At 66.6% G+C, this 24,427-nt stretch carries 20 protein-coding genes; 13 read left to right on the top strand and 7 right to left on the bottom strand.

Annotated features, from left to right (window positions below; translation table 11 throughout):
• The first annotated feature begins 172 nt into the window (after positions 1-172).
• From DQG17_RS16525 to DQG17_RS16515, 3 genes are all read left to right on the top strand, one after another.
• Positions 173-1,417, top strand: coding sequence for a DUF2254 domain-containing protein (locus tag DQG17_RS16525; RefSeq protein ID WP_157973639.1), 1,245 nt, complete (start codon positions 173-175; stop codon positions 1,415-1,417).
• Positions 1,418-1,559: 142 nt separating this feature from the next.
• Entirely contained in the window at positions 1,560-2,465 is a 906-nt protein-coding gene (locus DQG17_RS16520) for a PRC-barrel domain-containing protein (protein WP_198666162.1), read from the top strand.
• A 196-nt stretch (positions 2,466-2,661) separates the two neighbouring features.
• Positions 2,662-5,040, top strand: coding sequence for a transketolase (locus tag DQG17_RS16515; protein WP_116133981.1), 2,379 nt, complete (start codon positions 2,662-2,664; stop codon positions 5,038-5,040).
• 47 nt (positions 5,041-5,087) lie between these two features.
• On the opposite strand, the gene uxuA is transcribed toward DQG17_RS16515, so the two are convergent.
• Genes uxuA through DQG17_RS16495 form a run of 4 tightly spaced genes read right to left on the bottom strand, consistent with a single transcriptional unit; the run spans position 5,088 to position 9,804 of the window.
• The gene (gene uxuA, locus DQG17_RS16510; protein ID WP_116133980.1) at positions 5,088-6,257 is read right to left on the bottom strand and encodes a mannonate dehydratase; all 1,170 of its coding nucleotides are present in this window, start codon (positions 6,255-6,257) and stop codon (positions 5,088-5,090) included.
• A 33-nt stretch (positions 6,258-6,290) separates the two neighbouring features.
• Positions 6,291-7,028 carry an FCD domain-containing protein gene (locus tag DQG17_RS16505; protein ID WP_116133979.1) on the bottom strand — a complete coding sequence of 246 codons (738 nt, stop codon included), beginning with the start codon at positions 7,026-7,028 and terminating at the stop codon, positions 6,291-6,293.
• Complete coding sequence (locus DQG17_RS16500) at positions 7,025-8,809, bottom strand: glycoside hydrolase family 2 protein (protein ID WP_116133978.1); 1,785 nt, start codon at positions 8,807-8,809, stop codon at positions 7,025-7,027. The genes DQG17_RS16505 and DQG17_RS16500 overlap by 4 nt, the downstream gene beginning before the upstream one ends.
• Before the next feature lie 11 nt (positions 8,810-8,820).
• Positions 8,821-9,804 (bottom strand): TRAP transporter substrate-binding protein, encoded by a 984-nt coding sequence (locus tag DQG17_RS16495; protein ID WP_116133977.1) that lies wholly within the window; start codon positions 9,802-9,804, stop codon positions 8,821-8,823.
• 223 nt (positions 9,805-10,027) lie between these two features.
• Between DQG17_RS16495 and DQG17_RS16490 the strand changes: the two genes are divergently transcribed.
• Genes DQG17_RS16490 through DQG17_RS16480 form a run of 3 tightly spaced genes read left to right on the top strand, consistent with a single transcriptional unit; the run spans position 10,028 to position 14,207 of the window.
• A complete protein-coding gene (locus DQG17_RS16490; protein WP_116133976.1) occupies positions 10,028-10,534 on the top strand; it encodes a TRAP transporter small permease in 507 nt (168 codons plus the stop codon).
• Between the two features lie 11 nt (positions 10,535-10,545).
• On the top strand, positions 10,546-11,850 hold the full coding sequence (locus DQG17_RS16485; protein ID WP_116133975.1) for a TRAP transporter large permease: 1,305 nt from the start codon (positions 10,546-10,548) through the stop codon (positions 11,848-11,850).
• Positions 11,847-14,207, top strand: coding sequence for a TIM-barrel domain-containing protein (locus DQG17_RS16480; RefSeq protein ID WP_116133974.1), 2,361 nt, complete (start codon positions 11,847-11,849; stop codon positions 14,205-14,207). The genes DQG17_RS16485 and DQG17_RS16480 overlap by 4 nt, the downstream gene beginning before the upstream one ends.
• A gap of 78 nt (positions 14,208-14,285) precedes the next feature.
• Here DQG17_RS16480 and DQG17_RS16475 read toward each other — a convergent pair whose 3' ends face one another.
• Positions 14,286-15,218 carry an isoaspartyl peptidase/L-asparaginase family protein gene (locus DQG17_RS16475; RefSeq protein WP_116133973.1) on the bottom strand — a complete coding sequence of 311 codons (933 nt, stop codon included), beginning with the start codon at positions 15,216-15,218 and terminating at the stop codon, positions 14,286-14,288.
• Positions 15,219-15,529: 311 nt separating this feature from the next.
• On the opposite strand from DQG17_RS16475, the gene DQG17_RS16470 reads away from it, so the two are divergent.
• Complete coding sequence (locus DQG17_RS16470) at positions 15,530-17,614, top strand: 4Fe-4S binding protein (RefSeq protein ID WP_116133972.1); 2,085 nt, start codon at positions 15,530-15,532, stop codon at positions 17,612-17,614.
• A 45-nt stretch (positions 17,615-17,659) separates the two neighbouring features.
• Here DQG17_RS16470 and DQG17_RS16465 read toward each other — a convergent pair whose 3' ends face one another.
• Together DQG17_RS16465 and pedF are read right to left on the bottom strand one after the other, a co-directional pair.
• Positions 17,660-18,583: a substrate-binding periplasmic protein gene (locus tag DQG17_RS16465; protein WP_369908057.1), complete on the bottom strand. Its 924-nt coding sequence runs from the start codon at positions 18,581-18,583 to the stop codon at positions 17,660-17,662.
• On the bottom strand, positions 18,580-19,257 hold the full coding sequence (pedF, locus tag DQG17_RS16460) for a cytochrome c-550 PedF (protein WP_116133970.1): 678 nt from the start codon (positions 19,255-19,257) through the stop codon (positions 18,580-18,582). The genes DQG17_RS16465 and pedF overlap by 4 nt, the downstream gene beginning before the upstream one ends.
• Before the next feature lie 188 nt (positions 19,258-19,445).
• Here pedF and DQG17_RS16455 point away from each other — a divergent pair, with 188 nt between their 5' ends.
• From DQG17_RS16455 to DQG17_RS16430, 6 genes are all read left to right on the top strand, one after another.
• Positions 19,446-20,615, top strand: coding sequence for an ABC transporter substrate-binding protein (locus tag DQG17_RS16455; RefSeq protein WP_116133969.1), 1,170 nt, complete (start codon positions 19,446-19,448; stop codon positions 20,613-20,615).
• Positions 20,612-21,655: a YVTN family beta-propeller repeat protein gene (locus DQG17_RS16450; RefSeq protein WP_116133968.1), complete on the top strand. Its 1,044-nt coding sequence runs from the start codon at positions 20,612-20,614 to the stop codon at positions 21,653-21,655. Before DQG17_RS16455 ends, DQG17_RS16450 begins: the two co-directional genes overlap by 4 nt.
• A gap of 26 nt (positions 21,656-21,681) precedes the next feature.
• The gene (locus DQG17_RS16445) at positions 21,682-22,125 is read left to right on the top strand and encodes a hypothetical protein (protein ID WP_116133967.1); all 444 of its coding nucleotides are present in this window, start codon (positions 21,682-21,684) and stop codon (positions 22,123-22,125) included.
• Entirely contained in the window at positions 22,122-22,859 is a 738-nt protein-coding gene (locus DQG17_RS16440) for an ABC transporter ATP-binding protein (RefSeq protein WP_116133966.1), read from the top strand. Before DQG17_RS16445 ends, DQG17_RS16440 begins: the two co-directional genes overlap by 4 nt.
• Positions 22,844-23,635 (top strand): ABC transporter permease, encoded by a 792-nt coding sequence (locus DQG17_RS16435; RefSeq protein WP_116133965.1) that lies wholly within the window; start codon positions 22,844-22,846, stop codon positions 23,633-23,635. The genes DQG17_RS16440 and DQG17_RS16435 overlap by 16 nt, the downstream gene beginning before the upstream one ends.
• 141 nt (positions 23,636-23,776) lie before the next feature.
• Complete coding sequence (locus DQG17_RS16430) at positions 23,777-24,193, top strand: cytochrome c family protein (protein WP_116133964.1); 417 nt, start codon at positions 23,777-23,779, stop codon at positions 24,191-24,193.
• Positions 24,194-24,427: the final 234 nt, after the last annotated feature.

Genomic DNA, 24,427 nt, shown 5'->3' with positions numbered 1-24,427 from the left:
CCGCCGGAACGTTTCCGGCGGCGTTCTTGTGTTTGCATCCGGGCGGCATTGCCGCGTCTGTCGCATACCAGTCCGCGCGGCCCGGGTTGCCCGCCGCGGGGGTCGGCGCCTAGACTGTCCGCCACGTACGGGACGCATGCGGCGATCCCCGAAGCTCGAGGGGAATGCCTGCATGGGTTCGCGCGCCTGGCTTATGAAGTTCTTGCGGGACCTGCGCGCCAGCTATTGGTTCCTGCCGGTGGTGCTGGTCATCGTCTCGCAATTTCTGGCGGGCGTGATCTTGTGGATCGACCGCAGCCTGCCGGTGCTGGTCCAGCATCTGCTGCCGGGCGTGCTGGCCGACACCCAGGCCGAGGGTGCGCGCACCCTGCTATCGCTGATGGCAAGCTCGGTGATCGGCGTCGCGGGCGTGATGTTCTCGCTGACCATGGTGGCGGTGTCCTTTGCCTCGGGCAATTTCGGTCCGCGGCTGGTCGGCAATTTCATGCGCGACCGCGGCAACCAGCTGTCGCTGGGCGCAATGATCGCCACCTTCACCTTTTGCCTGCAGATCCTGCGCGCGGTCAAAAGCCCGGCCGAGGGCGAGCAGTTCGTGCCGCACCTCGCGCTGACCACGGCGGTGGGGCTGATGCTGGTCTCGGTCCTGGTGATGATCTATTTCATCCATCATATCCCCGAAACAATCGACGTCGGGAACATTTCCGCCGGGCTCGGCCGCCGGCTGGAGATCGTGGTCCGGCGCGAGATTGACCGACATGAAAAGGACGAGGAAGCGGGCCAGGGGGCCGTCGCGCCGTCGGGCCGACCGCTTGCCCGGCCAGCCATGGCGCGGTCGGGATATGTCCAGTCGATGGATTTCGGGCGGCTGTCAGAGCTCGAAGAACGCCATGGCTGGCGGTTGCAGCTGCTGGCCCAGCCGGGCGACTTTGTCTCGGCCGAGACGCCGGTTCTCGACGTCTATCCCGGCCACTCCGACACCGCCCCGACCGCGGCCGAACAGGACTCGCTCTGCGCCTGCTTTGCGCTTGGCGACAACCGCACCGAGGATCAGTCGCCGCTGTTTCTGTCCGACCAGCTGGTCGAGATCACGGCCCGTGCGCTGTCGCCCGGTATCAACGATCCCTTCACCGCCTGCGACTGCCTGAACCGGATGTATGCGGCGCTGCATCTGGCGCTGTCGCACAAGCGCGGCCTGAACCCGAACGAAACCGGCGCGCTGGGGCAACGGCAACTGACCTTTGCGGCCTTGCTCGAATCCTCGTTCACCATGGCGTTGCCCTATGTGGCGAAGGATCCGATGGCGCGCGATCACATGGCCGGGCTGATCCTGCGGCTGCGCCCGGCGGCGCGGACCACGGCCGATGCCCGGGCGCTCGACACCCTGTCGGATCGGCTGAACGCCGGTGCCCCCGACTGAGGGGCATCGCAACGCATCGGCCGAGCTATTGTTCCGAAAAGAAAAAAGTCCTGCGCGAGGAACCTTGGCATGGCGATTCCCGTTCTCCCAACAAGCGGCACGAGACTGCCGCGCAACCCGAATGACCGATGGGAGACACATAATGAAACTGACCCTGAAACGGATCCTCCAGACTTCGACCCTTGCCGGCGCGCTTGCCATTCCCGCGATCGGCTTTGCCGAAAGCACCACCCAGGCCCCGGCCGAACCCGCCCGAATCTCCGAGGGCGCAGTCGCCGCAAGGATGGCCCCCGACTTCATCGTCACGCCGTCGGCGGGCACGCTTGAGGCGTCGGACCTGATTGGCACCCGTCTCTATGTTTCGGACGGCGACCCGGTCGAGGTTGCGGTCAAGGACATCCCGAGCAAGTGGGACGACGTGGGCGAGATCGGCGACATCCTGATTTCCGGCGAAGGCCGTGTCGAGGCGGTGCTGGTCGATGTCGGCGGCTTCCTCGGCATCGGCGAAAAGACCGTCGCGCTGCCGATGTCTGCGATTGACGTGATGCACGACCCCGACGGTTCGGATCAGTTCGTCGTATACCCGGGCCCGCTTCAAGAGCTTGAAAACGCGCCGGAGTTCATGCCGGGCGATGAGACTGCAGCAATGCCCGCGGTGACCTCCACGCAGGTGGCCGACGATCATGCGATGGATCAGGACGACGGCACATTGGGGCTGGGCATCTTCAACGCGCCCGCGCCCGATGTATCGACGCTGGGCCACACGGCGGCCGATCCTGCGGACCTGACCTCCGAAAACCTGACCGGGGCCGCCGTCTATGACACATCCGACGAACGCGTCGGCGAAATCGACCGGCTGGTCCTGAACGACCAGGGCAAGATCGAATCCGGCATCGTCGATGTCGGCGGGTTCCTTGGCATCGGCGAGAAGCCGGTCGCCGTCGGTTTCGACAGCCTGACGATCCAGCGGGACAAGGACGGCCCGCTGCGGGTCTATGTCGACGTCTCCCGCGAGGCGCTGGAGCAGATGCCGCGCTACGACGGCTGATCGCGTACCGACACGACAAGGGAAGGGCGGCCATGGGTCGCCCTTTTGCGTTCGACCCCACCTGACCAGCCGGGCCTTTGCAGTCCGGCCGCGGCCCGGATCGGCGGCGCGGGGACATTGCCAGCCCCGGATTCGTGGCTATCGTATCCCGGCGCCTCCGCCGGGTTGGAACAGGCGCGACAGGGAAGGGAACGGCATGGATCGGATTGCAGCGCTGAAACAGATCGAGCAGCGGCTTCTGTGGCTGTCGTGCTGGACGATCCACAACGCCAACCACCTCAGGCCCAAGGCCGAGGGCGCCGTCAAGGTGGGCGGGCATCAGGCGTCGTGCGCCTCGATGGTCTCGATCCTGACTGCGCTATATTTCGATGCGCTGCGTCCGCAGGACCGGGTGGCGGTCAAGCCGCATGCCGCGCCGCTGTTTCATGCCATGCAGTACCTGATGGGCACCCAGACCCGCGACAAGCTGGCGGCCTTTCGCGGCTATGGCGGGGCGCAGTCCTATCCCAGCCGCACCAAGGACGCGGACGATGTCGATTTCTCGACCGGCTCGGTGGGGCTTGGCGTTGCCATCACCGCCTTCGCCTCGGTGATTCAGGACTATATCCATGGCCACGGCTGGGGCGGCGACTGGCCCGATGGGCGCATGGTGGCGCTGGTGGGCGATGCAGAGCTCGACGAGGGCAACATCTATGAATGCCTGCAAGAGGGCTGGAAGCACGATCTGCGCAACTGCTGGTGGATCATCGACTACAACCGCCAGAGCCTTGATGGCGTGGTGCGCGAGGGGCTGTGGCAGCGGATCGAGGCGATCTTCGGCGCTTTCGGCTGGCGGGTCGTGCGGCTGCGCCACGGCGCGCTGCAACGCGCGGCCTTTGCCGAACAGGGTGGGGCGCGGCTGCGCGACTGGATCGAATCCTGCCCGAACGACCTTTATTCCGCGCTGACCTTCAAGGGCGGGGCGGCCTGGCGGGCACGGCTGATGGAGGATCTGGGCGATCAGGGGGCAGTGACAGCGCTGCTTGACCGTCGCAGCGATGCCGAGCTGGCACGGCTGATGGAAAATCTCGGCGGCCACTGCGTCGAAACCCTTGGCGATGCCTTTGCCGAAGCCGCCGGCGACGACCGGCCAACGGCCTTTCTTGCCTATACGATCAAGGGCTGGGGCACGCCGCTTGCAGGCCACAAGGACAACCATTCCGGCCTGATGACGCCCGCGCAGATGGCCGAGTTCCAGCAGGCCATGGGCGTCGCGGAGGGCGCGGAGTGGGACCCCCTCGCTGCCGTCTCCGACCCCGACGGCCTGCGCCGGTTTCTCTCCGGTATCGACTTCTTCGCCCGCGGTACACGGCGGCTTGCAGCGCCAAGGCTCGCCACGCCCGGTCCGGTCTGGCTCGACGATGCGGTGCAGTCGACCCAGACCGGATTCGGCAAAATCCTTGACGAGATGGGGCGCGCCCGTGGCGGGCTTGCCGACCGGATCGTGACGCTGTCGCCCGATGTGACCTCCTCGACCGGGCTTGGACCTTGGGTCAATCGCCGCGGGCTGTTCGCGCGCGAAGGCCGGGGCGACACCTTCCGGGCCGAACGGATCCCCTCGACCCAGAAATGGGCCTTCTCGCCCGAGGGCCAGCATATCGAGCTTGGGATTGCCGAAATGAACCTGTTTCTGGCGCTTGGCGCCGCGGGGCTGTCGCATTCGCTGTTCGGCGAACGGCTGCTGCCGGTGGGCACGGTCTATGATCCGTTTGTGGTGCGCGGGCTCGATGCGCTGAACTATGCCTGCTATCAGGACGCCCGCTTTCTCATCGTCGGCACGCCTTCGGGTGTGACGCTGGCGCCCGAGGGCGGCGCGCACCAGTCGATCGGCACGCCGCTGATCGGCATGGCGCAGGATGGACTGGCGAGCTTCGAGCCCGCCTATCTGGACGAGTTGTCGGTTATTTTGGACTGGGGCTTCGACTATCTTCAGCGTGACGGCGAAGGCGACCCGGACGAACGCACCTGGCTGCGCGACGAGACAGGCGGCTCGGTCTATCTGCGGCTTTCGACCCGGCCGCTCGAACAGCACCGCAGCTCGCGCGACGCCGGTTTCGCCCGGGGCGTGATCGACGGCGCCTATTGGCTGCGCCCGCCGGGGCCGAACTGCGAGCTGGTCATTGCCTATCAGGGCGTGGTGGCCCCGGCCGCGGTCGAGGCGGCGGGACGGATCGGCAATGACCGGCGCGACATTGCGGTTCTGGCGGTGACCTCGGCCGACCGGCTGAATGCGGGCTGGACCGCCGCGCGGCGGGCGCGGGCGCGAGGGCAGGAGGCTGTCAGCCATGCCGAGCGGCTGCTTGGCGCGTTGCCGCGGCATTGCCTGCTGATCACGGTGATCGACGGGCACCCGGCGACACTGGCCTGGCTCGGTGCCGTTGCGGGCCATGCCGTCGCGCCGCTCGGGGTCGAACATTTCGGCCAGACCGGCACCATCGAGGATCTGCACCACCACTTCGGCATCGACGCGGAGGCCATTCTTGCCGCGGCCGATGGCCTGATGCCCGGCCGCAAGATCCGTCTTTCCGGCGATTAGGTGTTCGGTCCCGGCCGCGCCGCATCCGTGGGCGGCCGGGCAGGGGGTCAGGCCGTCTCCGCGGCCAGTGCAAGCCCGGCCGCCACGCCGCGGATCTCGGCCAGCCCGCGCAGCCGCCCGATATAGGGATAACCCGCGCGCCCCGCCACCCGCAGGTCATGACCGATCTGGTGGCCATGGTCGGGGCGGAAGGGGATCTCGCGGCCGGTCCCGGCCTCGATCTGCAGTGCCCGCGCGACCAGCCGCACGATCCCGGCGTCACCCGCAAGATGCGGCGCCTCGTGAAAGCTGATGCCGTCGCCCTCGCGTTCGGTCGAGCGCAGGTGCAGGAAATAGACCCGCTCGCCATGGGCCGCGAGAATTGCGGCCAGGTCGTTGTCGGCACGCACGCCAAGCGAGCCGGCGCAAAAGGTCAGCCCATTTGCGGGCCTGGGATCATGCGCGAAGATCGCCGCGAGGTCCGCCGCGGTCGAAACGATCCGCGGCAGGCCGAACAGCGGGAACGGCGGATCGTCGGGGTGGATCGCCAGATCGACGCCGACCTCCTGCGCCACAGGCAGCACCCGGTCGAGAAAGGCAAACAGCCGGCCGCGCAGATCTTCCGGCCCGATACCGTCATAGCTGGCCAGACGCGCGCGGAAACTGTCGAGCGAATAGCTTTCCTCGGACCCCGGCAGGCCCGCAAGGATCGTGTCGATCAGCCGTTGCCGGTCGGCGTCGCTCTGGGTGCTGGCCCGTTCCTGCGCGGCGGCCGCGATGTCGGGCCGGTGGTCGGCCTCGGCACCCGGGCGACCCAGAATGTGGATGTCGAACACCGCGGCGTCGACGGCATCAAAGCGCAGGCAACGGGCGCCGTCGGGCAGCCTGTGGCCAAGATCGGTGCGGGTCCAGTCGAGCACCGGCATGAAGTTGTAGCAAACCGTGCGGATGCCGCAGGCGGCAAGATTGCGCAGCGTCTCGGCCCAGACCTCGGCGTGACGCTCCCAGCCCGGGGCGCCGGTCTTGATATCCTCGTGCACCGGCACGCTTTCGACCACCAGCCAATCGAGTCCCGCCGCGCGCACCATCGCCTGCCGCTCAGCAATCGCCTCGCGGCTCCACACCGTTCCGTTCGGGATCTCGTGCAGAGCAGTGACGATGCCGGTCGCACCCGCCTGACGGATGTCGGACAGCGGGATCGGGTCGGCTGGGCCGAACCAGCGCCAGGATTCTATCATGTCGGACCTCGGAACGTGGCAAGGCGGCGGCGGTCAGCCGTGCTTTGCGATGGGTTGGAACAGGTTGCCGTCAAAGGCGGGATCATCGACGTCGGATAGTGTCATCAGCGTCTCGCGCACGTTGCCGAGATGGCGCCACATTGCCAGCCGCGCATCCTCGGGGTTGCGCGCGATCAACGCGGACAAGATCGCCTGATGATCGTCGAGCCAGGCGCGGCGATAGTCGCTTTCGAAGATGCGGGTATGCAACTTTGCCCACATCGGGCTTTGCTCGCGTCTCAGCCACAGGTCATCGACCATGTCGACCAGCATGGAATTCTGTGTCCCTTCGGCGATCAGCCGATGGAACTGACGGTCGCCCGAGTAGTCGGGTGCCCCCGACTCGATCCCCGCCCGTTCCTGCGCCAGCGTCTCGCGCAGTTTCAGGATGTCGTTCTTGGTGACCATGGTGGCGGCAAAAGCCGCGATCTCGCTTTCAACCAGCTGGCGCGCCTGCAACAGCTCGAAGGGGCCGATGTCGTCGCAGGTCTCGACCTCGGCGTCAGCCGCTGTGGCCACGTCGGCAATGTAGATCCCCGACCCCTTGCGGACCTCGACCAGCCCTTCGATTTCGAGCTGGATCAACGCCTCGCGCACGACCGACCGCGAGACCTCGAACCGCTCGGACAGGCGGCGTTCTGTCATCAGCCGGTCGCCGGGGCGATAGCCTTCGGTTCGGATGACGTGACGGATCCGGTCGGCGATGTCCTGGTATTTGCGGATGCGGGTCATGTTTCCTCCTGCTGCGCCCGTTCCCTGTAATAGGCTGCCAGGATGTCGAATGCAGGCTTTCTGGTGGATTTGTCCGCGGCGACCAGGCCCTTGCGGTTCCAGCCACGCTGGAACACGTTCTGCCGCCGCTCGACACGGAAATCATAGAGGATCCACGGCGACATGCCCTTGACGTAGTCGAGCCGCCGCAGTGTCGCGATCTGGCGTCGATAAACCTCGGCCTGATAGTCGAGGCTGAACAGCCCGGTCTCGGGGCCCGCCTCGTGGTCGCCATCCGCCCCGGTCTCGGAGATCACCACCGGCCGGTCGGGGGCCGAATTCCGGCCGATCGCCTCCAGATCGTCGAAGTCCTCCTCGTACCAGCCATAGTATTCGTTGATCCCGATCACGTCGAGATGGGCGGCGAGCCGATCCTCGATCTTCAGCTTCTGGTGGTTGATCAGGCAGGCCGCAGCGATCAGACGGGTCGGGTCCTCGGCGCGGGCCAGATCCGCGAGGCCGCGCATGAAGTCAAGCCTCGCGTCGGTGTCGGGGTTCTCGTTGCCGACCGACCAGATCACGACACTGGCGCGGTTGCGGTCACGGCGGATCAGTTCGGTCAACTGGTTCGAGGCATCCCGCAGCGTGGCCGGGTTGGCGAAGTCGATTGCCCAATAGACCGGAACCTCCTCCCACAGCAGCAGGCCCAGTTCGTCGGCGATAAGGGCGGCGCGTTCGTGGTGGGGATAGTGGGCAAGGCGCAGGAAGTTGCAGCCGAGATCCCGGGCATCGGCGAAACGGCGGCGCAGATCGGCCTCGCTTGTCACCTTGCCGGTTTCGGCATCGTCCTCGTGCACCGAGATACCGCGCAGGAAGATCGGGCGCCCGTTCAGCACGATGTCGGTGCCGCGCCGTTCGATGGTGCGAAACCCGACGCGGTCGGTCACGCGGTCGCCGCCCGCCTCGACGGTCACGTCGTAAAGCGTTGGGCTCTGCGGCGACCAGAGCGCGGGCGTGGCGTCGAGCGTCAACTCGGCGGCCCCATCGGTCAGTGCTGCGTCGCAGTCGACCCCCAGACCGGGGATCGACAGGCGCGCGGTCGTGGCAGGTCCGTCGACCCGCAGACTGCAGCGGATCGCGCCACCCTCGAGCCGCAGGAAGACATCGCGGATCACCGTCGCCGGAGTCTCGTACAGCGTCACCTCGCGGTAGACGCCGCCATAGTTGAACCAGTCGGTGTTGCGCATCGGAACCCGGTCGAGCGTCCGGCGGTTTTCGACGCAAAGCGTCAGCCAGGCCTCGCCCGGGTCCGCGGCGCCCGTCAGTTCGACGAAGAACGGTGTCGAGCCGCCATAGTGGTTGCCGAGAAACTCGCCGTTCAGGAACACCTTGCAATCGTATTGCGCGGCGCCGATCCGCAGGAACCGGCGCCGGCCGTCTTGCAGCGGCGCAAGATCGAGCGCGCGCGTGTACCAGCCAGAGCCTTCGAAGAAATACCACTTCTCCTTCAGCATCTGCCAGCACGACGGCACGGGCACGGTCTCGCCGGCATAGGGGTCATAATCCCAGGGCTCGATCCGGTCCCCCGGCGCGGCCGGCGTCATGGCGAACCATTTCTGCCGGAGGCCGGTGTCCAGAAGATCGACACAGAAGTTCCAGTCTCCATCCAGTGAGCGGCCTTGCCGCCCACCGGTGAAGATCATGGTTTCGGCATTCAGGTTCTGCAGGTTGAAGGGACGGTCATAGTCCTCGTCATGCAGCGCCTGAAGCGCGTTTTCCGCCAGATCGGACCGTTCAAGCATCGGACTTCCCCTTACGAGCCGGAGCCGGCAGTCTGGATACGCTCGATCAGATCCGCGACTTCCGGCGACTGACCTGCGACCTCGTCATACATCGGCTTCACCGCCTCGACGAACGGCGCCTTGTCGACCTCGTGGACCTTCACGCCCATCTCGGACTGTGCCTGTTCGATGGCAGCGTCCGATGCCTTGTTCCATTCCACGCGGTGGAACTGCATCGATTCCATGGCCGCCGTCTTCAGCGCCTGTTGCTGATCGGGGGTCAGCGCCTTCCAGGCGCAGTTCGAGATCACCACGACCGAGGGGATCATCGTGTGCTCGTCAAGCGAGAAGTCGGTGACGACCTCGCCGTGCCGCGCAGTGGTCAGGGCGGTCGGGTTGTTTTCGGCCGCGTCGACCACGCCTTGTTGCAGCGCGCTGTAAAGCTCGCCCCAGGCGATCGGCGTCGGGCTGCCGCCCAGCAGTTCGACCATGCGGATGGCCGAGGGCGAGGGCTGTACCCGCACTTTCACGCCCTTCAGGTCGTCCGGCGTCAGGAACGGCTTCTGGCCATAGAACGACCGCGCGCCTTCGGTATAGAACACGAGGCCGCGAAAGCCGTTGTCGACCGAGGCGGTCAGGATGTCTTCACCGATGGGGCCCGCGAGCACGTCGTTGAAATGCTGTTCGGACTGGAAGATGTAGGGCAGGTTGATGGCCGAATAGAGCGGCTCGAAGGCTTCGAGTTCCGAGGCGTTCGACTTCGCCATGTCGAGCGCGCAGTTCTGAACCAGTTCCATCGACTCGCGCTGGTTGCCGAGCTGGGCGTTCGGATAGACCTTGATCTTGATCTCGCCGTCGGTGAGTTCGGCGACACGGTCGGCCATCATCTCCATCGAGATGTGCAGCGGGTGATCGGGCGGGTTGTTGTGGTTAAGGCGCAGGGTCTTGGCGTCGGCTCCTGCCGCGAATGCGACAAGCGAGGTGGTCGCCAGGATGGCGGTGAACGTGATCTTCATCGGTTCCTCCCATTTGGATTTCGGATAAGGCGACCCTCTGTGGTCGACCAATACCGTCAAATTGGTGCACCAATGGATCAATCCTGTCAACCAATTTCGAAATTGGTTGACCAATTGTTCGGAATCGGAAATAGTAGCGAAGTCATGGGATGGCGGACCGCCGTCACCAAGGGAGGAGTCCAATGCCCGAAACCCACCCCGTCGCCCATTCGGGAGGCGCCAGATGAGACACATCGTCGACACCACCCTGCGCGTCATCATCATCGTCATATTCTCGGTTCTTGTCGCCTGTGTGACCTGGCAGGTGGCCAGCCGCTATCTGTTCGGCGTGCCAAGCACGCTTACAGACGAGATCGCCCGGTTCCTGTTCATGTGGCTGGCGCTGATCGGCGGTGCCTATACGCTGGGCCTGCGGCGGCACCTGGCGATCGATCTGCTGACGATGAACCTGAAGGGCCGGGCAAAGCTCATATCAGAGGCGGTCATCCTGGCCGCGATCACGGTCTTTGCCGCCGTGGTGATGCTCTGGGGTGGCGCCAGCCTTGTGACCAAGACCTTCGCGTCGGGGCAGGTGACCCCGGCGCTGCAGATGCCGATGGGCTGGGTCTATGCGGCGATCCCGTTCTCGGGGTTGGTCATGCTGTACTATTGCGGCGTCTTCGCACTGGAACTCGCGCGGGGTGAGGTCAAGGCAACGTCGCCTGCCGCCGTCGCCGGACCGTTGGACTAAGGAGAGCACACATGACTTCCGCGATCTGGGTCCTTTTCGGATCCTTCGGTTTCCTGATGGTCGTCGGCGTGCCAATCGCCTTTGCCATCGGCATTTCCGCCACCCTGACCTTTCTGCTGTTCATGGGCTTCGAACAGTCGATCTTCATCGTCGCCCAGCAGATGGCCTCGGGGCTCGACAGCTTCACGCTGCTGGCGATCCCGTTCTTCATCCTTGCCGGCAACATCATGAACCGCGGCGGCATCGCGATGCGGCTGATCAACCTTGCCAAGGTGCTGGCCGGGCGTCTGCCGGGCGCGCTTGCCCATTGCAACGTCATTGCCAACATGATGTTCGGGGCGATCTCGGGCTCTGCCGTGGCATCGGCGGCGGCCGTTGGCGGCGTCATGGCGCCGCTGCAGAAGAAAGAGGGCTATGACCCCGCCTTTTCGGCGGCGGTCAACATCGCCTCCTGCCCGACCGGGCTGCTGATCCCGCCCTCGGCCACGCTCATCGTCTATTCGCTCATCACCGGCGGCACCTCGATCGCGGCGCTGTTCGTCGCCGGCTATGTCCCGGGGATCCTGATGGGGCTGAGCGTCATGATCATCGCCTTCTTCGGCGCCAGACGCCGGGGGTATCCGGTGGCACCGCGTCCCAGCTTCCACGAGGCATGGGTCAGTCTCCGCGATGCGGTCCTGCCGCTCGGCCTGATCGTCGTGATCATGGGCGGCATCATCTCGGGCATCTTCACCGCGACCGAGGCGTCTGCCATCGCAGTGGTCTATTCGCTGGTCCTGGCGCTGGTCTGGTATCGCGAGATCAGCGTCAGGGACCTGCCGCGGATCATCGTCGATTCGGCTGTCACCACCTCGATCGTGCTGCTGATGGTCGGCGCCTCGATCGGCATGAGCCGGGCCATGGCCTTTGCCGGCATCCCCGAGATGATCTCGGATGCGCTGCTCGGGCTGTCCTCGAACCCGCTGATGATCCTGCTCGCCGTCAACGTCGCGCTGCTGGTCGTCGGCACCTTCATGGACATGACGCCGGCACTGCTGATCTTCACCCCGATCTTCCTGCCGGTCGTCACCGACCTCGGGATGGACCCGGTGCATTTCGGCATCGTCATGGCTTTCAACCTCTGCATCGGCATCTGTACCCCGCCGGTCGGCTCGGCGTTGTTCATCGGCTGTTCGGTCGGCGAAACCCGGATCGCCGACGTGATCCGGCCGCTGCTGCCGTTCTTCCTGGCGTTGATGGCGCTGCTTCTGGTCGTGACCTACGTGCCAGCAATCAGCCTGTTCCTGCCGCGCCTGCTTCTTGGATATGGCTCATGAAAACGCTCAAGACCTGGACCCTGGCACGGCGCCTGCCGAATGGCGTCGAACTGACCGTCGAGGGTCGCCACACCTTGCGGATCCTGGCGCTGGAGGAGGACTTCTTCCGCGTCTCGCTGAAAAAGGACGGCGCCTGGCGCCTGCCGCGGACCTGGTCCATCGCGCCCGATGGCGAGATGCCCTGGGAGGGACGCGACCGCGACGACCTGACGGGCTTTGCCTGCCCTGAGGTCGCGGTTGAAACGGGCGCGGCGCTGGTCATTTCGACCGGCGCCCTGCGTCTGACGATTTCGCAGCCGCTGCACCTTGCCTGGGCGGCGCGGATCGACGGCGACTGGAAGCCTTTTGTCGAGGAGCGTCCGACCGGCGGCACGCTGCTGGGGCTGCAGGACCATTCCCATGGCCATTTCCTGCGCCGCTATCCGGACGAGCCGGTGCATGGTCTGGGCGAAAAGGCCGGGGATCTCGACCGCCGCGGCCGGCGGTTCGAGATGCGCAATCTCGATGCCATGGGCTATGACGCCGAGACCACCGATCCGCTTTACAAACACATCCCCTTCACCATGACCCGGACCGCCGCGGCCGGGTCATGGTCTATCTTCTATGACAACCTCGCCTCCTGCTGGTTCGATCTTGGCAACGAGCTCGACAATTATCACCTTCCCTATCGCGCCTATCGGACCGGCGAAGGGGATCTCGATTATTACCTTCGCTGGGCGCCGCAGATGCTGGATCTGGTCAAGGCCCATGTCCGGCTGACCGGCGGCACCGCCTTCCCGCCCCGCTGGACACTGGGCTATTCCGGCTCGACCATGTCCTATACCGATGCCGAGGACGCGCAGGCGCAGCTCGAAGGCTTTCTTGCGCATATCGCCGAGAACGACATTCCCTGCGACAGTTTCCAGATGTCCTCGGGCTATACCTCGATCGGTCCCAAGCGCTATGTCTTCAACTGGAACCACGAGAAGGTGCCGGACATCGACGGGATGACCGCCAGGTTCCGCGACGCGGGCGTGCATCTGATCGCCAATATCAAGCCCTGCCTGCTGCAGGATCACCCCCGTTATGACGAGGCGACAGCGGCCGGGCTGTTCGTGAAGGACAGCGAGACCGGCGCACCCGAGCGGTCGAGCTTTTGGGACGACGAGGGCTCGCACCTCGACTTCACCAATCCCGACGCCATCGCCTGGTGGAAAGACGGTGTGACGACCCAGCTGCTGGCGCATGGCATCGGCTCGACCTGGAACGACAACAACGAATACGAGATCTGGGACCGCCAGGCGAAATGCGCAGGCTTCGGCACGCCCATCGACATCGACCTGATCCGGCCGCTGCAATCGGTGCTGATGACCCGCGCCTCTGAAGAGGCGCAGCGCGCCCATGCCCCGGACAAGCGGCCCTATCTGATCTGCCGTTCCGGGGCGCCGGGGATCCAGCGCCATGCCCAGACCTGGTCGGGCGACAACCGCACCGCGTGGAAGACGCTGCGCTACAACATCCGCACCGGGCTTGGCATGAGCCTGTCGGGGCTGTTCAATGTCGGCCACGATGTCGGCGGCTTTGCCGGCCTGCGGCCGGAGCCCGAACTGTTCGTGCGCTGGGTTCAGAACGGGATCCTGCATCCCCGCTTCACCATCCATTCCTGGAACGACGATGCGACGGTGAACGAGGCCTGGATGTACCCGGAGGTCACGGACCACATCCGCAACGCGATCCGCCTGCGCTATCGCCTGCTGCCCTATCTCTACACCCTGCTCTGGCAGTCCGTGCATCAGGACGAGCCGATGCTGCGCCCGGTGTTCCTCGATCATCCGGACGACCCGGACGCCTGGGAGGAGACCGACGATTTCCTGCTCGGCCGCGACCTGCTGGTTGCCAACGTGCTCGACAAGGGCGTGACGACACGTCGGATCCGGCTGCCGCGCAACGCGACCGGCTGGTGGGATTTCGCGACCGGCGACTGGCACGCGCCGGGCACAGTGGTCGAGAAGTCCGTCGATCTGGCCTCGATCCCGCTGTTCGTGCGGGCAGGCGCGGTTCTGCCGCTTTCGGCGGGTGCGTCCCGTGCCGCCCCCGAGGCCGATACCGGCCGGGTGCTGGCGCTGTTCCCCGCGCCGGGGGCGGGCAGCGGCGGCGGGCTGCTCTATGAAGACGACGGGGTCAGCGAGGGGGGGCCTTCGAGCCTGCTCGACTTCACGCTGACCGGAACCGCGAGCGACCTGACGCTCGACTGGCAGCAGAAGGGGACGGGCGCGCCGGCACTTGCGAAAGCCACCCTGATCCTGCCCGCGGGCGAGGCACGGCCCTTGTCGGTCCGGGGCGTTGCGGTCGCAGGGGGCGGCGAGGTCGCACTTTGATGCAGGCCGCGGTCGGGGCCGCCGTGCCCCGACCCGATCGTCCCGGATGCCCGGCGACACGACAAAGGGGCGCGCGCCTCAGCGCGCGTCCGCATAGATTGCGGTCTCCGCTGCAGAACCCTCGCGGACCCAGCCGCGGTACATGCCTTCGCAGTTGAACGGCATCGCGATGGTGCCATCGCGGTCGACCGCGATCACGCCGCCCGATCCATCGACCGCGGCAAGCTCGTCCATCACCACCGCATTTGCCGCCGCCTCGAGGCTGTCGCCGCGATGGCGCATCCTTGCGGCAATCTCGGCCGCGGCGGTCCAGCGGATGAAGACCTCGCCATGCCCGGTGCCCGAGACCGCGCAGGTGGCGTTGTCGGCAAACGTGCCGGCACCGATCATCGGCGTGTCGCCGACCCGGCCCGGCGCCTTGCCCGTCATCCCGCCGGTCGAGGTTGCGGCCGCCAGATCGCCCGCCCGGTCGCGCGCCACCGCCCCGACCGTGCCATGCCGTTGCGCCGGATCGTCGCTGACCCGGCCCTCGGCGGCAAGTGCCAGCACCTTCTGCAACGACTGCCACCGCGCCTCGGTAAAAAAATATTCCGGGTCCTCAAAGGCCAGCCCGGCCGCGCGGGCAAGCTCCAGCGCATTGGGTCCGATCAGGCAGACATGCCCTGTCCGCTCCATCACCGCGCGGGCCAGAAGCACCGGGTTCTTCGGCCCGAAGATCCCCGCCACCGCCCCGGCGCGCCGGTCGCGGCCGTCCATTACCGCCGCGTCCATCTCCTGCGCGCCGGCCGAGGTGAAGACCGCGCCCCGGCCCGCGTTGAACAGCGGATCGTCCTCCAGCACGCAGACCGCCGCCGTGACCGCATCGAGCGCGCGGCCGTCCGCCCTCAGCACTGCCGCGCCGGCCGCCAGTGCCGCCTGCAAGCCGGCGTGATAGGCGGCCTCGCGTTCCGGCGTCAGCCGCGATTTCAGGATCGTCCCGGCGCCGCCGTGGATCGCCAGCGAATAGGTCATGGTTCACCTCGCACATGGGCCGTCGCGGCCCTCAGGGGCTCGTCCGGCTGATCCATTCCTAGGGTTTGGTGCGGCAGGAATCGAGGCCATCTGCACGGCATCGCGCCGGGGCAGGCTGCGAAACCCGGGCGTCGTGGCGTCACGCGAACTTGCGCCGGTCGGAGCCGGGCCCCTCCACGGCCCCGCTGCGGCCATGATCTGTCCGCGCGAACGGATTGCGCCGTGGCCGGTGCGGGACGGCATGGATCGGCGCGCCGAAACACGACCAAGGTCGAATGTCTGGCCCTTGCGGGCTTCTGTACGCTCCGGCCATGAAAGCCCTGATCCTCCTTCTTTTCGCCGGTTTCTGGACGGCGCTGGCGGTCGCCGCGCCGGCGTCACCGCTCGACCGCCCGGCGCTGGCCCAGCTGGTCCAGCCACCCTATGCGCTCGGCGAGCCGATCGACGAGCGTGGCGTCTATCAACTGCTCAATTCGGGCGGCGCGCTTGCGGGCTATGTCTTCGAGACCGAACCGCTCGCGCCGCTGCCGGGGTTTTCGGGCGCGCCAATCGATCTTCTGGTGATGCTCGATCTCGACGGCCGGTTTCTGCAGGTCCGGCTGATCGAACAGAACGAGCCGATTTTCGTCTCGGGTCTGGGCGAGGCGCCGCTCAACCGCTTTCTCGAGCAATATCAGGGCCTTTCGATCAACCAGAACGTGGTGGTGGGCACGCCCTATGGTGGGGCTGCGTCCGGCGGCGGGATGGTGCATCTCGACGGCGTGACCAAGGCCACCGCCTCGGTCCGGATCGCGCATGAATCGATCATGGGTGCTGCGCTTGCCGTTGCGCGCGAGAAGATGCGCGGGATCGCGGCCGGTCCGGCGGCCTATCCCGACCCCGATGTCGACGAGGATCTGAGCTGGGCCGATCTGGTTGCGCAGGGCCTTGTCACGCACACGCGGCTCAGCAACGCCGGGATCGACGCTGCCTTCGCCGGCACCACCTGGGAGGATGACGACCCAGAGGCCAAAGCCGACCCCGAGGCGCCCTACCTCGACCTCTGGGTCGCGGATCTTGGCCCGAAGTCCATCGCCCGCGCGGCACTGTCCCCCGACAGCCTTGCCGAGCTGCAGGAGTTTCTCGCGATCTCCCCCGACGAGGAGCCGATCCTGCTGATCGAGACCGCGCGGCATGGACTCGTCAGCCCCGATTTCGTGCGCAACACAGCGCCCGAATGGATCGCCGCCGAACAGGACGGTCTGCCGGTCGCGCTACGCGACAGCGACCTGATGGTCGAGACCGCCCCTGGCGTGCCCGAGGGGGTTGCGATGATCCTTCGCACCGACCGCAGGCTCGGCTTCGATCCAGGCCGCGACTGGGACCTGACCGTGACCGCAGTGCGCGAACATGGCGCGTTCCAGCCTCAGGTCGGGTCGGTGACAATCGAGGTGCCGCATCGCCCAGAGGCGCGGTTCTTCCGCCGGCCCGCGCCTGTGGCAGCGCCGCCGCCGCCCTGGGTCGCCGCGCTTCAGGCGCGCGCGCCGGATCTCGCGCCGCTTGGCGTGTTTCTGGCGGGCCTCATGGCTCTGCTGGCGTTCCGGCAGTCGGCACTTGCCGGGGCACGGGCGTTTCCGGCGCTACGCTTCGCTGTGCTGGCGCTGGTGCTGGGCTTTGTCGGATGGTGGGGGCAGGGGCAGTTGTCGATTGTCACTGTCCTTGGCGTTCTGCGCACCCTGTGGGAGCGCGGCAGCCTCGGGTTTCTGCTCTACGATCCGTTCTCGCTGACGATCTGGGTCGCGGCGCTGCTCGGCTTCGTGCTCTGGGGCAGGGGGTTGTTCTGCGGCTGGCTCTGCCCGTTCGGAGCGCTGCAGGAATTCGCCGATCTGATCGGCCGCAAGCTCGGCCTGCCGCAATTCCGGCCCGCGCCGCGGTGGGACGCGCGGCTGATGTGGGGGAAATATCTGGTGCTGGCGGGGCTGGTGGCCTGTGCCTTTGTCGCGCCCGGCCGGATCGACACGGCAGCCGAGGTCGAACCCTTCAAGACCGCGATCACCACCCTGTTTCGCCGCGACTGGTATTATGTCGCCTACGCCCTGGCGATCCTGCTCAGCTCGATGGTGTTCTTCAAGGGCTATTGCCGCTACATCTGCCCGCTTGGCGCGGTCATGGCGATCGGCGGGCTGCTGCGCGGCCGCGACTGGATCCCGCGCCGCACCGAATGCGGCAGCCCCTGTCAGCTCTGCCGGGTGAAATGCCGCTATGGCTCCATCGCGAAATCGGGCGCGGTCAATTATTCGGAGTGCTTCCAGTGCCTCGACTGCGTCGCGATTGCAGAAGACCCGGCGCGTTGCGTTCCCCTGATACTGGAGGCCCGGCGCCCGGTCCGCACGGGCGGGATGCAGGCGGCCGAATGAACCGCGCCGCGTCCCGCGCCCCCGGCCCGGCGTCGGGTGCTTCCCTCAGCGCAACTCGGGCGGGTGAAAGCTCAACCCATGCGCGGCAAAGATCCGCTCCATCCGCCCGTCCTCGATGGCCGCAACAATCGCGTCATCGACCGCATAGGCAAGTTCCCGATAGTGGAAGTTCACCGCAATCCCGGTGGTCCAGCGGCCAACGCCAAAGCCGGGCAGGGGCGGGGTATGCACCGCAAGCTCCGGGCCAAGCCCGGCCTCGAGTTGCGCCAGCGGTCCCATCGCCGCCATGCTCTCGCCCGCGGCCAGCGCGTCCATCGCCGCCGCGGTCGAGGGATAGCGGTGCACATTGGCGGCAAGCTGGCCGCCCGGGAAGCTCGTCAGATAGAAATCGGCAATCGAGTCGTTCTCGACCGCGACCGTGTCGAAGCGGAAATAGGCCGGGACCGGCGGATCGTCGGGATAGGCGTCGCGGCGATAGGCGATGGCGATCTGCTCGACCTGATACTGGCCGGTAAACACCACCTGCTCGACCCGGCAGGCAAAGTCGCTGTCATAGGGGACATGCAGCATCACGTTCGCGACGCTGCCGCTGACCACCGGACCCTTCCAGATCCAGTTGCGCAGATCGTCCTGCAGCGTCTCGCCGGCGGCAACAAGGGTGAACCTTGGCTCCACCCCGAGCGCCTCGGCAATCAACTGGCCGATCTCGATATCGACACCCGCAGGCGTGCCGTCCGCCTCATAGGACCAGGGCGGAAAATCGTCGTAGGCGGCGAAGGTGATGAAACCGCGTTCGAGGATCGTGTCCAGATCCTGACCGACGATGTCGCGTGACGCGTTCTGCGGCCGCGCCTCGGGCACATAATCGTCGCAGCGCGCCGCCAGCGCGGGGGCCGCAGCGGTGCAGACCAGCCCCAGCGCCACGACTGCCGCCTGGCTGCGGCGGCAGCCCGCGAGGTGCGGGCTCAATGTGCGGCCGACAGGCCGATGGTCAGCGCCTCGGCCGCCGCCTCATAATTCGGGGTGCTGGCCATGATGAAGTTTGCCGCCCGGTAGGCTGCGCTGTCGGCAATCGGCGCCCCGGATCCGGTCTCGACCCCGGCGGCTATCCCGATCAGTTCCTCCTGCAGCGCCTCGGTATCGCCGTCGCTGCCATTCGCCATCTCCTTCAGCCGGTCGCGGATTTCCAGCAGCCGCGGCGTCTCGTCGTCGAGCGCACCGTCGTCGGGCCGGGTCTCGATATAGGTGCGGATCGCCCAGGCCGCCTTCTGGCCCAGAAGCTCGCCGAACGCCGGCATCTTGGTCACGCCGTCCTGACTGTAGCCGGTCTGAAACCGCTCGACGAACCACTCGTCGCCATATTCCTCGGCCTCGAGAAACCGCAGGTCGGGGGCCAGCCCGCCCGAAACGGCACCAAGCCCGTGGCACCGGGCGCAGTTCTGGTTGAAACCGCTGTCGCCGATCTCGACTGCCGTCGCCCAAACTTCGGGGCCGGCGTTGCGATAGGGGTTCTCGGTCAGCCACTCCTCACCGACATCGGGCAGGGCATCGGTGTTCACCGGTTGTGGCGCCACGTTTCCGTGGGCATGGGCCAGCGAGGCCGCAATCGTCATGGCTGCAGCGGCAAGGGGCAGTCTGAACATGGTATTCCTCCCGTTCGTCTTGGCGTTTTCAGGGCTGGCTCGGTTTGTACCCTGTCGCCGCAATGCCACGATACGCGACCTTGGTCGGAAGTTCGGGACAAAGCCCCTACGACGATGGTCGAATGGCCGTTTCCGGGGCCCAGACCCTAAGTTGGTCAGACCCGAGACAGCCGCAAAGAGGAGGATCAATGCGCGCCCCAGCCCTGTTCCTCGCTGCAATCGCTGCCCTGGTCTCTGCCGCACCGGCACGCGCCGACCTGGCGGTTCCGATGGCCTATCTGCGGCTGCTGCAGGACCGTCCGCCGGTGCTGTCGAACCTCGACCCGCATCCGGACGACCTTGGTCTCGCGGGCGCCGAACTGGCGCTTGCGGACAATGTCACCACCGGTCGTTTTCTCGGCCATGACTACGCCCTGAGGCTGATCGACCTGGCGCCGGGCGGCGATGCGCTGGCGGCGGCGCGCGCGGCACTGGCGCAGACCCGTCTGGTCATGATCGAGGCTCCGGCCGCGGACCTCATTGCCATCGCCGATCTGCCCGAGGCGCAGAGCGCGCTTCTGTTCGATGTTGCAAGCCCCGATACCGCGCTCCGCGACGGCGACTGCCGCGCCAACCTGCTGCACACGTTGCCCTCGCGCGCCATGCGTGCCGATGCGCTGATGCAGTTCGCTCACGCCCGGCGCTGGGACCGGCTGGCGCTGATCTCGGGCAGCCACCCCGAGGATCAGGCCTTCGCCGAGGCCCTGCGCTCGAGTGCGGCCAAATTCGGCCTCAAGATCCGCGCCGAGGCGACCTGGGCCTTCGACGCCGACATGCGCCGCAATGCCTCCGAGGAAGTGCCGGTCTTCACCCAGAAGCTCGGCGATTACGACCTGTTGCTGGTCGCGGACGAGCTTGGGGACTTCGCCCGCTATATCCCCTACAACACCTGGCGTCCCCGCCCCGTCGCGGGATCGGAGGGGCTCGTGCCCACCGCCTGGGCGGCGCCGGTCGAACAATGGGGCGCAGCCCAGCTTCAGGGCCGCTTCCACGACCTCGCGCAGCGCGACATGCAGGCCGAGGATTATGCCGCCTGGGCCGCAGTCCGCGCATTGGGCGAGGCGGTCACCCGAACCGCCAGCGCCGATCCCGCCACGCTCCGCGCCTTCCTGCTGTCGCCCGAGTTCGAACTTGCCGGCTTCAAGGGCCGCGCGCTCAGCTTCCGTCCCTGGAATGGTCAGCTGCGCCAGCCGATCCCGCTGGTTACCCGCGGCGCGCTCGCCGATCAGGCGCCGCTGCCGGGCTATCTGCACCAGTCGAACGAACTCGACACCCTGGGGCTCGACGCCCCCGAATCCCGTTGCGAGGCCTTCCGATGAACCGATTTCTTCTGTTCCGAAATATCCTCGGGGGGAGGCGGCCGGCGACCGCCGGACGACGGGGGGCAGACAGCCCCCCTCTGCGGCTTGCCATCAGTGCGCTCGCGCTCTGCCTCGCGACCTCGCCGCTCGCCGCGGGCGAGATCTGGGTCAGCAACGAAAAGGACAATACGCTCAGCGTGATCGACGCCGACAGGTTCGAGGTGACCCGCACCATCCCCACCGGAGAGCGCCCGCGCGGCATCACCTTCTCCCGCGACTTCTCCCGGCTCTACATCTGCGCCTCGGACAGCGACACGGTGCAGGTGATGGATCCCGAAACGGGCGAGATCCTGCATGATCTGCCCTCGGGCGAAGACCCCGAGCAATTCGTGCTGCATCCCGACAATCGTCACCTCTATATCGCCAACGAGAACGATGCCGTGACCACCGTCGTCGATGTCGAGACCCGCAAGGTCGTCGATCAGATCGACGTGGGGATCGAGCCCGAGGGCATGGCCGTCAGCCCCGATGGCGCGATCGTCGTGACGACCTCCGAAACCACGAACATGGCGCACTGGATCGATACCGAGACCCGAAAGATCGTCGGCAACACGCTGGTCGATGCGCGCCCGCGCCATGCCGAATTCGTCAAGAACGGCAGCGAATTGTGGGTCAGTTCAGAGATCGGCGGCACCATCACGGTCTTCGACGTGCCAACTCAAGCCGAAAAGGCCAAGATCCGGTTCGAGGTCAAGGGCATCCACCCCGACCGGATCCAGCCCGTCGGGTTCGAGCTGACCGACGACGAAAAGACCGCCTTCGTGGCGCTCGGCCCCGCCAACCATGTCGCGGTCGTCAATGCCGAAACCTACGAGGTCGAGGATTACATCCTCGTCGGCCGCCGGGTCTGGCACATGGCCTTCAACGGCGACAAGTCGCGCCTGTTCACCACCAATGGCGTCTCGGGCGACGTGACCGTGATCGACGTGGCCAGCCGCGAACCGATCCGCACCGTCAAGGTCGGCCGCTTCCCCTGGGGCGCAGCCTATCGCCCCTGAAACCGATCACCGAAAGGATCGCCCCGATGCGCCACCCGCTCGCTCCCCTTCTTGCCACGGTCCTGCTGATGACCCCGGCACTGGCCGACGATGACGCGGCCGGATTTGGCCCCGCCGGATTGCTCTCGGGCAAGAACAAGCAGGACCTGCCACCGATCACGCTGTCGGCCGGGATGCCGCTGGCCGACGCGCCCTGGCAGCTGAAATCCGGCACCTATTACGAGGTCGAGATCGAGGGCGACGGCAGCCAGGAGCTGGCGCTGGTCGGCCCCGAATTCTTCCGCGCGATCTGGATCGACGAGATCGTGGTCGAAGGGCTCGAGATCCGCCCGCTCGGGCTCGACAGTGTCGAGTTCGACGAGGCAGGCGAGATGGAGATCGGCTTCATCGCGCTGAAGCCCGGACGCTATTTCCTCAAGATCCCGGGTACGACCGGCGAGACCCAGCGGCTGGAGATCGTGATCGAATGACAGGTCTTGTTGTCGACGCGCTCGGCTATGCCTATGGCGCGAAACAGGCGCTGCGCGATGTCAGCTTTCGCGTCGCCCCGGGCCGGTTCTGCGCGCTGCTCGGGCCGAACGGGGCCGGTAAGTCGACGCTCTTCGCGCTGATGACCCGGCTTTTCACCACCTCGCAGGGCCGGATCGCGATCATGGGGCATGACATTGCCCGCAGCCCGCGCCGCGCGCTCGGCCAGATCGGCGTGGTGTTCCAGCAACCGACGCTCGACCTCGACCTGACGGTGACGCGCAACCTTTCCTATTTCGCCGCCCTGCAGGGGATCTCGGGGCGCCGTGCCGCGGGCCGGATCGAGGCGGTACTCGACCGGCTGGGGATGCGCGAGCGGGCGGGTGAGCGGGTGCGCGACCTGAACGGCGGCCACCGGCGCCGCACCGAGATCGCCCGCAGCCTGCTGCACGATCCAGCCGTGCTGCTGCTCGACGAACCGACGGTCGGGTTGGACGCCGCCAGCCGCGCGGCGATCACATCCCATGTCCATGCGCTGGCCGGGGATACCGGCAAGACCGTGCTCTGGGCCACCCATCTGACCGACGAATTGCGCGACACCGACCAACTGGTGCTGCTGCACCGCGGTCAGGTGCTGGCCGAGGGCGAAAGCGGAATGCTGCGGGGCAACATGAAACTCGACGCCTGGTTTCTGTCCCGCACCGCCGAGGAGGAGGCGCCATGTCCGACTGGCTGATCGCGCTCAATGCCATCGTCGCGCGCGAGGCGCTGCGGTTCTTTCATCAGCGCGGGCGATTCCTGTCGGCGCTGGTGCGGCCGCTTCTGTGGCTTGTCGTCTTCGCCGCCGGGTTCCGGGCGGCACTCGGGCTGTCGATCGCGCCGCCCTATCAGACCTATATTACCTACGAGACCTATATCGTGCCGGGGCTTGTCGGCATGATCCTGCTGTTCAACGGAATGCAGGGATCGCTGAGCCTCGTCTATGACCGCGAGATGGGGTCGATGCGGCTGATGCTGACCAGCCCCTTGCCGCGCTGGTGGCTGCTGTTCTGCCGGTTGCTTGCGGGAACCGGGATCTCGATCCTGCAGGTGGCGCTGTTTCTGGCAGTGGCGGCGGCCTATGGCATCCGCTTTCCGCTTGCAGGCTATGTCGCGGTGCTGCCGGCGCTGGTGCTGGCCGGACTGATGCTGGGGGCGCTGGGGCTGGCGCTGTCCTCGACGATCCGGCAGCTCGAGAACTTCGCCGGGGTGATGAACTTCGTCATCTTCCCGATGTTCTTCCTGTCCTCGGCGCTCTACCCGCTGTGGAAAATGGCCGAAAGCTCGGCCGTCCTGCGCGATATCTGCGCCATCAACCCCTTTACCCATGCGGTCGAATCGATCCGCTTCGCGCTTTACGCCCAGATCAACCTGTCGGCACTCGGCTGGACTGCGGTCTGGACCGTCCTGCTGCTGGCGCTTGCGTTCCGGGGCTATGACCCGGCGCGCGGGCTGGTCGCGCGAAAGGCCTGAACGATGCCGGGAAACCGCGATCTCCGCCCCCGACCGGGACCAAAGCACAACAGAATTCCGGCGCCGGATCGGATTGAATTTCTGCATGAGGCGGCCGCTCAGGCCCGCGCCACCAAGCCAAACGAAAAGCGAGGAGACACCATGACGTTCCTGAAACATGCGCTCTGCCTGGCGCTGCTGTCCGCGGCAGTTCCGGCCGTTGCCAGCGACAGCACCTTCCAGCAGGTCAAGATCACGGCCGGCGAGACCCTGTTCGTGGCCGAATGCCGGCGCTGCCACGCACCCGACTCGACTGACCCGAGCTATGGCCCGCCGCTCGAGAACGTCGTTGGCCGTGCGGCTGGCAGCTATCCCGACTATGATTATTCGATCGCGCTGATGGCGTCTGGCATCGTCTGGACACCTGCCGCACTGCGCGCCTGGATGGCCGACAACGACGGCTTCATGCCCGGCACCAAGATGCGCCACGTCGGCATCACCGACCCGACGGTGCAGGACTTCATCCTGGCCTATCTGGCCTCGATCACGACCCGCGACGGATCACAGATCGACCAGTGATCCCGCGTCCCGGCGGGATCTGAAGCCTTTCGGATCCGCCGACGGAACGCGGCCAGGCGATAACTGTGCCTGGCACCCTGACCTTGCCACCCCGTCCGGTCACGCCGGTGCGGGGCGGCGATCTGCGTGTTAGAAATTCCATCTAACCTATTACGACCTTTGTGCAATTTCACAAAATCGCGTTTCACGCGACAGTGCCGATGCCGGAAGCCGCGCAACAGCGTGGCGCCGGCG

Source organism: Tropicimonas sp. IMCC34043 (assembly GCF_003390845.1).
Taxonomy (GTDB): Bacteria; Pseudomonadota; Alphaproteobacteria; order Rhodobacterales; family Rhodobacteraceae; genus Tropicimonas.
Note: the sequence above shows the minus strand (reverse complement) of the source record. Positions and strands in the feature narration are given on the sequence as shown.

What these genes read in the sequence shown, in the direction of transcription:
- DQG17_RS16505 (WP_116133979.1), bottom strand. Translation starts at nt 7,028, where the DNA reads ATGACCCGCATCCGCAAATACCAGGACATCGCCGACCGGATCCGTCAC.
- DQG17_RS16450 (WP_116133968.1), top strand. Translation starts at nt 20,612, where the DNA reads ATGAACCGATTTCTTCTGTTCCGAAATATCCTCGGGGGGAGGCGGCCG.
- DQG17_RS16455 (WP_116133969.1), top strand. Translation starts at nt 19,446, where the DNA reads ATGCGCGCCCCAGCCCTGTTCCTCGCTGCAATCGCTGCCCTGGTCTCT.
- DQG17_RS16470 (WP_116133972.1), top strand. Translation starts at nt 15,530, where the DNA reads ATGAAAGCCCTGATCCTCCTTCTTTTCGCCGGTTTCTGGACGGCGCTG.
- DQG17_RS16445 (WP_116133967.1), top strand. Translation starts at nt 21,682, where the DNA reads ATGCGCCACCCGCTCGCTCCCCTTCTTGCCACGGTCCTGCTGATGACC.
- pedF (WP_116133970.1), bottom strand. Translation starts at nt 19,257, where the DNA reads ATGTTCAGACTGCCCCTTGCCGCTGCAGCCATGACGATTGCGGCCTCG.
- DQG17_RS16525 (WP_157973639.1), top strand. Translation starts at nt 173, where the DNA reads ATGGGTTCGCGCGCCTGGCTTATGAAGTTCTTGCGGGACCTGCGCGCC.
- DQG17_RS16440 (WP_116133966.1), top strand. Translation starts at nt 22,122, where the DNA reads ATGACAGGTCTTGTTGTCGACGCGCTCGGCTATGCCTATGGCGCGAAA.
- DQG17_RS16500 (WP_116133978.1), bottom strand. Translation starts at nt 8,809, where the DNA reads ATGCTTGAACGGTCCGATCTGGCGGAAAACGCGCTTCAGGCGCTGCAT.
- DQG17_RS16520 (WP_198666162.1), top strand. Translation starts at nt 1,560, where the DNA reads ATGAAACTGACCCTGAAACGGATCCTCCAGACTTCGACCCTTGCCGGC.
- DQG17_RS16430 (WP_116133964.1), top strand. Translation starts at nt 23,777, where the DNA reads ATGACGTTCCTGAAACATGCGCTCTGCCTGGCGCTGCTGTCCGCGGCA.
- DQG17_RS16490 (WP_116133976.1), top strand. Translation starts at nt 10,028, where the DNA reads ATGAGACACATCGTCGACACCACCCTGCGCGTCATCATCATCGTCATA.
- DQG17_RS16485 (WP_116133975.1), top strand. Translation starts at nt 10,546, where the DNA reads ATGACTTCCGCGATCTGGGTCCTTTTCGGATCCTTCGGTTTCCTGATG.
- DQG17_RS16495 (WP_116133977.1), bottom strand. Translation starts at nt 9,804, where the DNA reads ATGAAGATCACGTTCACCGCCATCCTGGCGACCACCTCGCTTGTCGCA.
- DQG17_RS16515 (WP_116133981.1), top strand. Translation starts at nt 2,662, where the DNA reads ATGGATCGGATTGCAGCGCTGAAACAGATCGAGCAGCGGCTTCTGTGG.
- uxuA (WP_116133980.1), bottom strand. Translation starts at nt 6,257, where the DNA reads ATGATAGAATCCTGGCGCTGGTTCGGCCCAGCCGACCCGATCCCGCTG.
- DQG17_RS16435 (WP_116133965.1), top strand. Translation starts at nt 22,844, where the DNA reads ATGTCCGACTGGCTGATCGCGCTCAATGCCATCGTCGCGCGCGAGGCG.
- DQG17_RS16475 (WP_116133973.1), bottom strand. Translation starts at nt 15,218, where the DNA reads ATGACCTATTCGCTGGCGATCCACGGCGGCGCCGGGACGATCCTGAAA.
- DQG17_RS16480 (WP_116133974.1), top strand. Translation starts at nt 11,847, where the DNA reads ATGAAAACGCTCAAGACCTGGACCCTGGCACGGCGCCTGCCGAATGGC.